Source organism: Duganella levis (genome assembly GCF_009857605.1).
GTDB classification, from domain to species: domain Bacteria; phylum Pseudomonadota; class Gammaproteobacteria; order Burkholderiales; family Burkholderiaceae_D; genus Rugamonas; species Rugamonas levis.
The window spans coordinates 470,511-481,423 of sequence record NZ_WWCT01000002.1; the positions used below are offsets into that span (position 1 = coordinate 470,511).

Consider the following 10,913-nt stretch of genomic DNA (forward strand, 5'->3'; position numbering starts at 1 on the left):
ACAATAGGGGAGAACAACAATGAGCAACGAGATTATCGACTGCGGCAACGCGGTATGCGTGGTGGGGGCCGGGCCGGGCGGCTTGTCTGCGGCGCGGGCGCTGAAGTCCATGAAGCTGGCGTACGAGCAGTTCGAGCGCCACTCGGACGTGGGCGGCATCTGGGACATGCATAATCCCGGCAGCCCGATTTATGAATCGGCACACTTCATTTCATCACGCGACCTGTCGGGCTTTATCGGCTTTCCGATGCCGAAGTCGTATCCGGACTATCCGACCAATCAGCAGATCCTCAGCTATGTGCGCAGCTATGCGGATGCCTTCGGCCTGCGCGCGTCGATCCGATTCAGCACGCCGGTGCAGCATGTGCACAAGGAGGACAACGGCAATTGGGTGGTCACGCTGGGCGATGGCACGCGCCGCCGCTATCTGGCGGTGATCTGCGCCACTGGCTGTAACTGGGATGCGAATATGCCGGAGCTGAAGGGGCACTTCAATGGCGAGATCCGCCACTCCGTCACCTACAAGAGCAGTGACGAATTTGCCGGCAAGCGGGTGATGATCGTCGGTGCCGGCAATTCGGGCGCGGACATCGCCTGCGATGCAGCCAATCGTGCAGACCGCGCTTTCATCAGTCTGCGGCGCGGCTATCACTTCATCCCCAAGCATTTGTTCGGCATTCCCGCCGACCAGGTGGGCGAGAGCGGCCCGCCGCTGCCGCTGTGGGTGGCGCGTCCCGTTATGAGCCTGCTGCTAAAGATGTTCACCGGCGACCTGACGCGCTTTGGCCTGCCCAAGCCGGATCACAAACTGTTCGAAAGCCATCCGCTGCTTAACTCGCAACTGCTGCACAATCTCCAGCACGGCAATGTCGCGGTCAAGCCGGATGTATCGCACTACGATGGCGACGACGTGGTGTTCAAGGACGGCAGCCGCGAGAAGCTGGACCTGGTGATCTACGCCACCGGCTACAAGTGGAGCTGCAAATACGCCGCCGAATACTTCGAATGGCGCGGCGGCAGGCCGCAGCTGTATCTGTCGATGTTCAGCCGCGATCACCGCAACCTGTTCGGCATCGGCTACGTGGAGACCAACTCCAGCGCCTACAAGCTGTTTGACACCGAGGCCTTCATGATCGCCGCTTACCTGCGCGACCAGCTGGACAACCCCGGCACCGCCAGCCGCTTCGACGAACTGATCGCGCATGACAATCCAGACCTGTCCGGAGGGCTGAAGTTTGTGCAGTCGCAGCGGCATGAGGTGTATCTGGAAGCGCATGCGCTCAAGTCCTACCTGAAGCGCTTGCGCCGCAAGATGGGCTGGCCGGAGCTGACCGAAAACTACTACGACAAGCTGCGCGTGGATACCGCCGCCGCCCGTCCCGCCGCCTTGCGCGCAGCGGCTTGAGGAGCGCCGCATGGAGAATACTTTTGAGTACTATCAGCAGCAAGCCACGCAACTGGATTTTGAAACCCGCGCATTGATCGACGGCCGCTTCGTCAACGCCATCTCTGCGGAGGAATTCGACACCGTCAATCCCGCCACCGGCCGCCGGCTGGCCGGCATCGCCCGTTGCGGCGCGCTGGAGGTGGACGACGCGGTCAGCGCCGCGCGCCGCGTGTTCGAGCGTGGCGATTGGTCGCGCGCCGCACCCAAGCACCGCAAGAGGGTGCTGCTGCGCTTTGCCGATCTGGTCGAAGCCAATCTGGAGACGTTGGCGCTGATGGAGAGCCTGGACTCCGGCAAACCGATACGCGATGCGCTGTCGGCCGATCTGCCGGACATGATCGAAAGCCTGCGCTGGCACGCGGAAGCCGCCGACAAGCTATACGACCAGGTGGCGCCGACCGCGCCGGACATCGTCGCCATGATCGTGCGCGAACCGATCGGCGTGGTGGGCGCGGTCTTGCCGTGGAATTTTCCGATTTATCTGGCCGGCTGGAAGATCGGCCCGGCGCTAGCCAGCGGCAACTCGCTCGTCATCAAGCCCGCCGAACAGACCACGCTGACGGCGCTGGTACTGGGCCGCCTGGCATTGGAAGCGGGCGTGCCGGACGGCGTGTTGAATATCGTGCCGGGCTATGGCGAGACGGTGGGGCAGGCGATCGGCCGCCATCGCGATATTGATTGCGTCAGCTTTACCGGCTCGGGGGAGGTGGGACGACAGTTCCTCAAATATTCGGCCGAGTCGAATATGAAGCGGGTGGTGCTGGAATGCGGTGGCAAGAGCCCGGCGCTGGTGCTGGCCGATGCCTACGATCTGGCCGGCGTGGCGCAGCAGGTGGCGCTGGGCGCGTTGTTCTGCCAGGGCGAGAATTGCAGCGCCGGTTCGCGGCTGATCGTGCACCGCTCGCGCAAGGACGAGCTGCTGGAAGAGGTCAAGCGCGCCTTCGACCAGTGGCGCGTCGGCGATCCGCTCGATCCTTCCACGCGGGTGGGGGCGATGATCGAGCCGCAGCATATGCGACGGGTGCTGGGCTACATTGAAAGCGGCAGGGCGCAAGGTGCGCAGCTGGTGTATGGCGGCCGTCAGTTGCGGCAGGAGAGCGGCGGCAGCTTTGTCGAGCCGACCATTTTTGATGGCGTGCGCGCGGAAATGATGATTGCCCGCGAGGAGATTTTCGGTCCGGTGCTGTCGGTGATGACGTTTGACGATCTGGCGCAGGGCGTGGCTATTGCCAACGATACCAGCTACGGGCTGGCGTCATCGGTCTATACCAGCAGCCTGGATGCGGCGCACGGCGTGGCGCGGCAGATTCGCGCCGGCACAGTGTCGGTCAACTGTTTTTCGGAGGGCGATACCGGCGTGCCGTTCGGTGGCTACAAGGAGTCCGGCTTCGGCGGGCGCGAGAAGTCGCTGCTGGCACATGACCAGTACACGGAGACCAAGACCATCTGGATGCAACTGGGAAGGGGCGCGCCATGACGACGACCACACCGGGCCGTGTGGCCTTGATTACGGGCGGCGCCGGCGGTATTGGCCGCGCCATCTGTCGCGGTTTTATCGAGCGTGGCATCCAGTGCGTGCTGGCGGATTACAACCAGGCGTCGCTCGACATGGCGGTCGCCGAACTGGGGCCGGCGGCGACCGGCGTGCAGATTGATCTGCGTGATTTCAATAAGCTGCCGGAGTTGCTGGCGCTGATACAGGAGCGCTACGGGCGGCTGGATATCCTGGTCAATAACGCCGCCATTACCGGCACCGGCCATTTCGAGGAGCGCTCGGTCGAGAATATTCTCGGCGAGTTGAATATCAACCTGCTGTCGCCGATTGTGCTGACGCGGCTGGCCTTTCCCGCCTTGCAGCGCTCAGGCGATGGCCGCGTGATCAACACCGTGTCGCTGGGCGGGATTTTCCCGCTGCCGGAGACGGGCATCTATTCGGCCACCAAGTTCGGACTGCGCGGCGCCATGCTGTGCCTTGGCATGGACACGGAGCGGCACGGCGTCAAGATCGGCAACGTCATGCCATCGGCGACCGAGACGCCGATGCTGATGCGCGAGGCGATCGAAGGCGGCAACACGCTGCAATTCATGGACCCGCCGCAGCAGCCGGAAGACGTGGCGAAGCAGGTGATGCGGATGCTGGATAGTCCGTGCCTGGAGCGCTATCCACGCGTCAGCGAATCGTGGACGGTGCGGCTGGCGATGCTGGTGCCAAACATGCTGCCCAAGCTGATACCGCTGTTCCGCAAGAAGGGCTTGCGCGGGCATGCGCGCTATCTGGAGTCGCTGCGGCGGCGCGGACTGGTACAAGTCCGCGCCGGCAAGTGGGAATTATCTTAAACTGCGGCTTGCGCGGCGTTGCTGTTACTGCCGGCCCGCTCCATGGGAATCAAACGTGGGGCGGGCGCGCCCTGGCGGATCTGGTTAGGCAGCATGCCGCACCAGCGCTTGAAGGCGCGGCGGAAGTTGCGGGCGTCGGTAAAGCCGGTGGCCATGGCGATATCGATCAGCGGCATGTCGCTGCGCTTCAGCAGATCCAGCGCGCATTCGTAGCGTACCTGGTCCACCAGTCGCTGGTAGGACGTGTCCAGTTCCGCCAGCCGGCGGCGCAGCGTGCGTTCGCTCAGGTTGAGCGCTTCGCCGATGCGCGCCAGCGCCGGCACTTCGTCGATGGAGCCGCGTAGCTCGTTCATGATGGACTCCACCAGATCGTTGCGCGGTGTTTCCTGTTCCAGCAGTTCGTCGATCTGCGCTTGCAGGCTGTCCTGCATGTAGCGGTCATGCGTGGGCAATGGGCAGTGATACCAGGCCATGTCGCAGATCAGCCGATTCAGCGGGGCGTTGAAGATCACCGGGCAGCGGAAGTATTCGCTGTAGGCCGCCGCATACTCGGGACGCGGATAGCGCAGTTCCAGCCGCGCCGGGCGGAAGTGCGAGCCGACCATCGCCCGCGACACTTCCACGCCGCTGACAAAAATCTCTTCGATAAAGAACGGCTCCAGCTCCGGATCGTGAAAGCGCGTATTCACCTCCGTGACGAAGTGGTGTTCGTCGAGGATGCTCATCTCGTTGGTGGTCAGCGCCCCGGCCGCGCGCTGGTATTTGATCAGGTACTGGAAGGCTTCGCCCAGCGTGGCGCAGGTCAGCATGCCGAGACCGGGCAAGCCGAAACACACCACCGTCTGGCGCGCGCCGGTGGCGATGCCGATGGCCGGATCGCCCCAGCGCTGCATGGCGCGCCGCACTAGCAGACTGGTTTGACGGTAGGAGACGCGGAAGTTGGCGTCGCACAGGTTCTCCGGCGTGAATCCCAGCCCCTTGCACAGGCGTTCCGCCGAGTGGCCCCGGCTGGCTACCAGTTGCAGCACCTGGCGGATCACATGCGGCGGCACATCGGCTGCGGCTTCGGCGTCGGGATGATGCGGTTTGACCGGCATGGGCGCTCCTTGGGTGAACTTTGCGGTTAGCATAGTACGGTTTGTGGCGGCTGGATCACGCATGGTCGCAGTGGCCGTTTCGGTGCCTTGTTTGGCCATTTTAGACCCGTTACGCGCCGCCGCCATCGTAAGCTTGGAAAAAAGCGGCAAGGCCGCCAACAACTGGGGACACGACATGACGCAACCTCCGACCTTCATCCTGTCCTGCACCTGGGCGCTGGGCATCGGCGGCACCACGATGATGCCGCTGCTGGTGACCAATGCGATGGCGCGCCTGCATCTGGACGAAGGGCAGGCGACCATGCTGACCGGCGCGGAGATGATCGGCATGCTGGTGGGCTGCATCGTGCTGCCGGCGCTGGCGCGGCGCGCGCCGACGGCGTTGACGGCAGGCGCCTTGCTGTTGCTGGCGCTGTGCCAGGCGGCGTGCATGCTGGTGCTGCCGGTGGCTGTATTCAGCGTGCTGCGGCTGGTGGCCGGTTTGTGCGAGGCGCAGATGATCGTCATGGTTGGCATCTGCCTGGCCTGTCATCGCGATGCGGAGCGTTTGTGGGGACTGGTGCTGCTGCTTTCCGGACTGGCGGTGGCGGGCGTGTTCACGCTGCTGACCCTGTTCCCCGATGCGGCCAGCGGCGCGGCGGTGTGGCAAGGACTGGCGCTGATGACGGCGGTGCTGGGCGTGGTGGCGCTGCGCGTGCCATCGTTGATCCCGGAGCGGCCGGCTGGCGTCGCGGTGGGACGGCAGCGCGGCATGGCGGAGATCTGGCTGGCGTGGGGCGTGTTTGTCGGCGTGTATAGCGTGCAGGCCGGCGTGTGGGCGGTGTCGGCCTTGCAGGGCGAGCGGATTGGCCTGACGCTGCCGCAGATCGGCGTGCTGCTGTCGGTGTCGTCGCTGCTGGGATTCTTTGGCGCGGTGGTGCCGGCGATACCGGCGCTGGCGGCGCGGCGCGGGCTGACGGTGATTGGCGCGCTGGCGGTGATGTTTGCGTCGGTGGCGTGCTTCTTCACCGCACATGACGCGCTGCTGTTCTTCGTCGGCCAGTTGATGCTGAACGCGGCCTTCTACACCATCATGGCGGTGCTGAACAGTTTCATCTCGGCGCAGGACCGCGACGGTACGCTGCTGTCTCGCTCCGTGGTGGTGACGTTTGCGGCGGTGGCACTGGGCACTGTGGGCGCGGGCGAGTTGTTCCAGGATGCCGGCGGCATGGGCGTGGTCGTGTTTGCGCTGCTGGCGCTGGCGGGCAGCGTGCCGCTCGGCCTCAAGGCCTTGCGCGGCACGCCAAATGTCAGCGCATCACCAGTGCTTTGACGGCGGCCAGCGAGGCGCCGCCGGTTTTGGTGGCCTGGACCTGATTGCGGCCGCCTTCCTTGGCCACGTACATGGCGCGGTCGGCGGCGACGAACAGCGACTCGGTGTTGTCCAATTGGTGCGGGTGGATGGTGGCCACGCCGATGCTGACCGTCAGCCATGCCGAGGTGGTGGAACGCGGATGCGGGATTTGCAGCGATTCGATGTGGTTGCGGATCGCTTCGGCCAGCAGGTAGGCAGCGTCGCCATCGGTTTCGGCGAACAGCAGCACGAATTCCTCGCCGCCGTAGCGCGCCGCCAGGTCGGTCGGCCGCAGCGCGTGCGAGGCGATGGCGGCCGCGACCTGTTGCAGGCAGCTGTCGCCGGCCGGGTGGCCCAGCGTGTCGTTGTAAAGCTTGAAGTGGTCGACGTCCAGCACCACCAGCGACAAGGGCTGGCCGCTGCGCATGGCGCGCTGCCATTCTTTTTCCAGGAAGCTGTCGAAGTGGCGGCGGTTGGCGATCTTGGTCAGCGGGTCGACCATGGCGGCGCGCAGCAGAGTGTCTTCCGACTGCTTGTGGTGGGTGATGTCGTGCAGCAGGCCGATAAACAGCGGCTGGCGCAGGTACATCGGCGTCAGCGTCAGGTCCATGCACACCGAACTGCCGTTGCGGTGGCGGATGATCACTTCGCGCGTGCCGTGGTTGTGCGCTGTCTGCGGGGCGGCGGCGTAGCGCTCGAAGTAGTCCAGGTATTCCTGCGCCACCAGGGGGTTGAGCAGCTCGGCGATGGTGCTGCCGGCCAGTTCGTCGGCCTGGTAGCCCAGGTATTTGTCGCAGGCCGGATTGGTAAACTGGATGCGGCCATCGGCTTCGATGATCAACAGGCCTTCGGCCATGTTGTTGACGATGGTGCGCAGGCGCTCGGCCTGTTCTTCGTGGGTCTCGCTGCGGCTGCGGATTTGCAGTTGCGTGCGGACCCGCGCGCAGACTTCCGCCATGCGCAGCGGCTTGCTGATGTAGTCGACCGCGCCGAGGTCGAAACCGGCCACCACATCGTCGGTATCGCTGAGCGCGCTCATGAAAATTACGGGGATGCGCTGAGTAGCTTCGTAGCTTTTGAGCTGGCGGCAGGTTTCATAGCCGTCCATCCCCGGCATCATGATGTCGAGCAGGATCAGGTCCGGATGGACGCGGCGGGCGATTTTCAGCGCGCGTTCGCCGCTGGTGGCCACAAAGGTCTGGTATCCCTGTTCGACCATCATCTTGCGCAGCGCACCCAGGTTCTCGGGGGCGTCGTCCACGATCAGGATCGCGGCATCGCGCCGCGTCGCGTAACTCAAACTTCCGGAATTCATTGGCGAGCGCCTTTAACCTGACAGATGGCGCAGGCGTCTCCGGCCGGTTGCGGGGGGCGGCAACGGCGTTGGCAAGCAGTGACGGTGAGGGCGCGTTTCAACAAGGCTGGCCTGATATGAAAGTGACTATCCGTTCAAATCATACCGCTTTGCAACGCCTGTAGGTGAAAAAAAATCCAAGCGAACGAGGGTGTTGCATTGGATGCATCAGGTGGCACTCAGGCTCGCGCCAGATGGTGTAAGTAATGTTGGTGGGATGTTACGGAATCGGCCGTTTTAGGTGACTATTGGTGATAAAGTCGCCGGCGATGTGTTGTATTTTTGCGGGTAGCCGTCATCGTACAACGGCCGCCCGCAATGGTGCTGCTTACAGTTTTGCGGCGATCAGCTTGCCCAGGATTTCGATGCCGTGGCGAATGCGTTCCGGCGGCACGGTGACGAACGACAGGCGCAGCGTGTTGGTGGCCGGCTCGTTGGCGTAGAACGGCGAACCCGGCACGAAAGCGACTTTTTGCGCGATCGCTTCGTCCAGCAGTTTCATGGCGTCGATGTGCTTCGGCAGCGTGACCCAGATGAACATGCCGCCTTCCGGCTTGGTCCACTCAACGCCGGCCGGGAAGTGCTGGGCCATCGCGTCCAGCATGACCTGGCACTGGTCGCCGTACAGCGCGCGGATTTTTGGAATGTGCTGGTCAAGGAAACCGTCCTTGATCACTTCGTGCACCACCATCTGGGTCAGCTGCGAAGTGTGCAGGTCGGCCGCTTGCTTGGCCAGTTCCAGGCGGCGCGCCAGCGGCAGCGGGGCTACTACGTAGCCGAGGCGGATGCCAGGCGTCAGCACCTTGGAGAAGGAGCCCATGTAGATCACGCCGTCCGGGTTCATCGCCACCATCTTCGGCAGCGGCTCGCCTTTGTAGCTCAGCGAACCGTACGGATCGTCCTCGATCAGCGGCAGGCCCAGACGGGCGCAGGTCTCCACCAGTTCCTGGCGGCGCTCGAACGACAGGCTGCGGCCGGTCGGGTTCTGGAAGTTAGGCAGCGAGTACAGCAGGCGCGCGCCTTCTGCGACGGCGGCGATCGACGACGGCACCAGGCCATGGTCGTCGGTATCCACCGATTTGAATTCCGGCAGGTAGACCGAGAAGGCTTGCAGGGCGCCCAGGTAGGACGGCGTCTCGACCAGCACGCGGCTACCTTCGTCGATCAGCACTTTGCCCAGCAGGTCGAGCGCTTGCTGCGAACCGGAGGTCATCAGCACTTGTTCCGGCAGGATCTTGGCGCCGCCGGTCGACAGCGATTCGGCGATCCACTGGCGCAGCGGGGTGTAGCCGTCGGTCGGGCCGTATTGCAGTGCGACTTTGCCGTTATTGGTCAGCACTTTGTCGTAGGCGACTTTCATTTCCTCGACCGGGAAGGTCAGCGGCGACGGCAGGCCGCCGGCGAAGGAGATGATCTCCGGCTGTTGCGTGATCTTCAGGATCTCGCGGATGAAGGAAGCTTGCAGCTGTTCGGCGCGTTCGGCGAACTGCCACTGGATCGGATTGGGATTTTCGATTTTCATACGTGTCTCACTAGAGGATAACAACAAGCTCGCTTGTGGCGTGCTTTTATAGATGGAACGGCAACGGGTAAGCTGCCGCCCGCTTTACGCGACTTCCGCGATCAGTTCGATTTCGACGCAGGCGCCAAGCGGGATTTGAGCGACACCAAAGGCCGAGCGGGCGTGTTTGCCGGCATCGCCGAAGACTTCGCCCAGCAGCTCGGAAGCGCCGTTGGTGACCAGGTGTTGTTCAGTAAATTCAGAGGTGGAGTTCACCAGGCTCATGACTTTGACGATGCGCTTGACGCGGGTCAGGTCGCCGCCGACAGCCGCTTGCAGGGTGCCGATCAGGTCGATGGCGATGGCGCGTGCGGCGGCCTTGCCCTCTGCGGTGTCGATGTTCTTGCCTAGCTGGCCGACCCAGACGCTGCCGTCGGCGCGTTTGGCGATGTGGCCCGACAGGAATACCAGATTGCCGGTTTGAGCGTACATGACGTAGGCGGCGGCCGGGGTGGCTGGCGCAGCCAGGGTGATATCCAGCGCTTTGAGTTTTTCGTAAACAGACATGTGCTTATCCAGTTGTTATGTGTGTTGAGACCGATATTGTACTCTCGCGGCGCGGCAGCTCTCCAGTTGCCGTGAAATCGAGATAGTGTACGGCGTCAGCCGCGTTTTACCTGCATTTTGCGGCCTGTTGCCACGGTGGCGATGACGGCGATTGCAAATACCAGGGTGGGCCACTCCAGCGTCTCGCCTAGCACCACGGTGGCGCCCAGTACAGAGAGGAAGGGCTGGACCAGCTGTACTTGTCCCACCCGCGCCACGCCGCCCAGCGCCATGCCGCGGTACCAGAAGAAAAAGCCGATAAACATAGAGAATACCGAGACGTAGGCAAAGCCGGTCCAGGCGGCGGCGCTGGCGTGGGCCAGTTGCGCGCTGTCCTGCCAGGCCAGCCAGCCGACTACCGGCAGCAGCGGCGGTGCGGCCAGGATCAGCGCCCAGCAGATGGTTTGCTGGCCGCCCAGCGTTTGCGACAGGCGGCCACCGGCGGCGTAGCCCATGGCGGCCAGCAGCACCGCCAGGAAGATCGCCACGTCGGCGGCGTGCAGGGCGCCGCCGCTCTGGCGCAGCGCAAAGCCGATCACCAGTACAGATCCTAAGATGGCCATGATCCAGAAGCCTTTGGACGGTTTCTCGCCGCCCAGCAGGGCCGCGAACATGGCGGTGGCCAGCGGCAGCACGCCGACCAGCACGGCGCCGTGGGCGGCCGGCAGGGTGCGCATGGCCACTGAAGTCAGCCACGGGAAGCCGATGACGCAGCCGATGGCCACCATGGCGAGGGCGGGCAGGGCGGAGCGCGGCGGCAGCGGCGCGCGTTTCCAGTACAGCCAGCCGGCGGCCAGGATGGCGGCGGTCAGAGCGCGGCCCAGAGCGACGAACATCGGCGACAGGCCGACGCCGGCGGTGCCCATGCCGCCGTTGACCGCCAGGCGGGTGAAGGGCAGCGTCAGGCTGAAGATAGCCACGCCGATCAGGCCTAGCAGCATGCCGGTGGTTTCATCGCTAAGGCGGCGGTGAGTGGTCAGGACTGGTGTATTTGTATTCATGGGTTTATGCTACGTGACAAAACCAGTACAGTGCCAGTACACTTCGCAACATAATTTCTTATACTGTGACGGTAATATGACCAATACACGACCACGCACTTCGCTGTTGGGAGCCGCTGCGGCAGCGGCGGCGGAAGCAGTCAATGAAGCGCTGGCCGCCGCACAGGCCCGCGAGACGCGTGCCTTGGCCGCGCCGGCGCCCGGTCCGGCGGTGACGTCGGTGCCGGTGCCGGTGCC

General features: G+C 64.0%; 9 protein-coding genes. 4 read left to right on the top strand and 5 right to left on the bottom strand.

Annotation, left to right across the window (positions count from 1 at the left end; all coding sequences use genetic code 11):
- Positions 1 to 19: 19 nt before the first annotated feature.
- Genes GTP69_RS05120 through GTP69_RS05130 form a run of 3 tightly spaced genes read left to right on the top strand, consistent with a single transcriptional unit; the run spans position 20 to position 3,784 of the window.
- A complete protein-coding gene (locus GTP69_RS05120) occupies positions 20 to 1,405 on the top strand; it encodes a flavin-containing monooxygenase (RefSeq protein WP_161053847.1) in 1,386 nt (461 codons plus the stop codon).
- Between the two features lie 10 nt (positions 1,406 to 1,415).
- Entirely contained in the window at positions 1,416 to 2,924 is a 1,509-nt protein-coding gene (locus GTP69_RS05125; RefSeq protein WP_161053848.1) for an aldehyde dehydrogenase, read from the top strand.
- Complete coding sequence (locus GTP69_RS05130; RefSeq protein ID WP_161053849.1) at positions 2,921 to 3,784, top strand: SDR family NAD(P)-dependent oxidoreductase; 864 nt, start codon at positions 2,921 to 2,923, stop codon at positions 3,782 to 3,784. Before GTP69_RS05125 ends, GTP69_RS05130 begins: the two co-directional genes overlap by 4 nt.
- Here GTP69_RS05130 and GTP69_RS05135 read toward each other — a convergent pair.
- Positions 3,781 to 4,881, bottom strand: a complete 1,101-nt coding sequence (locus GTP69_RS05135) for an AraC family transcriptional regulator (RefSeq protein ID WP_161053850.1) — start codon at positions 4,879 to 4,881, stop codon at positions 3,781 to 3,783. The two genes, GTP69_RS05130 and GTP69_RS05135, sit on opposite strands and share 4 nt — an antisense overlap.
- Before the next feature lie 175 nt (positions 4,882 to 5,056).
- Here GTP69_RS05135 and GTP69_RS05140 point away from each other — a divergent pair, with 175 nt between their 5' ends.
- Complete coding sequence (locus tag GTP69_RS05140) at positions 5,057 to 6,193, top strand: MFS transporter (protein ID WP_161053851.1); 1,137 nt, start codon at positions 5,057 to 5,059, stop codon at positions 6,191 to 6,193.
- Here the strand turns inward: GTP69_RS05140 and GTP69_RS05145 are convergent.
- The 4 genes from GTP69_RS05145 to GTP69_RS05160 all read right to left on the bottom strand — a co-directional run bounded on the left by GTP69_RS05145 (position 6,171) and on the right by GTP69_RS05160 (position 10,676).
- On the bottom strand, positions 6,171 to 7,529 hold the full coding sequence (locus tag GTP69_RS05145) for a diguanylate cyclase domain-containing protein (RefSeq protein ID WP_161053852.1): 1,359 nt from the start codon (positions 7,527 to 7,529) through the stop codon (positions 6,171 to 6,173). The two genes, GTP69_RS05140 and GTP69_RS05145, sit on opposite strands and share 23 nt — an antisense overlap.
- 367 nt (positions 7,530 to 7,896) lie before the next feature.
- The gene (locus GTP69_RS05150; RefSeq protein WP_161053853.1) at positions 7,897 to 9,090 is read right to left on the bottom strand and encodes an aminotransferase-like domain-containing protein; all 1,194 of its coding nucleotides are present in this window, start codon (positions 9,088 to 9,090) and stop codon (positions 7,897 to 7,899) included.
- Between the two features lie 84 nt (positions 9,091 to 9,174).
- Positions 9,175 to 9,636, bottom strand: coding sequence for a RidA family protein (locus GTP69_RS05155; protein WP_110848828.1), 462 nt, complete (start codon positions 9,634 to 9,636; stop codon positions 9,175 to 9,177).
- A gap of 95 nt (positions 9,637 to 9,731) precedes the next feature.
- A complete protein-coding gene (locus GTP69_RS05160) occupies positions 9,732 to 10,676 on the bottom strand; it encodes a DMT family transporter (RefSeq protein WP_229260815.1) in 945 nt (314 codons plus the stop codon).
- Between the last annotated feature and the right edge of the window lie 237 nt (positions 10,677 to 10,913).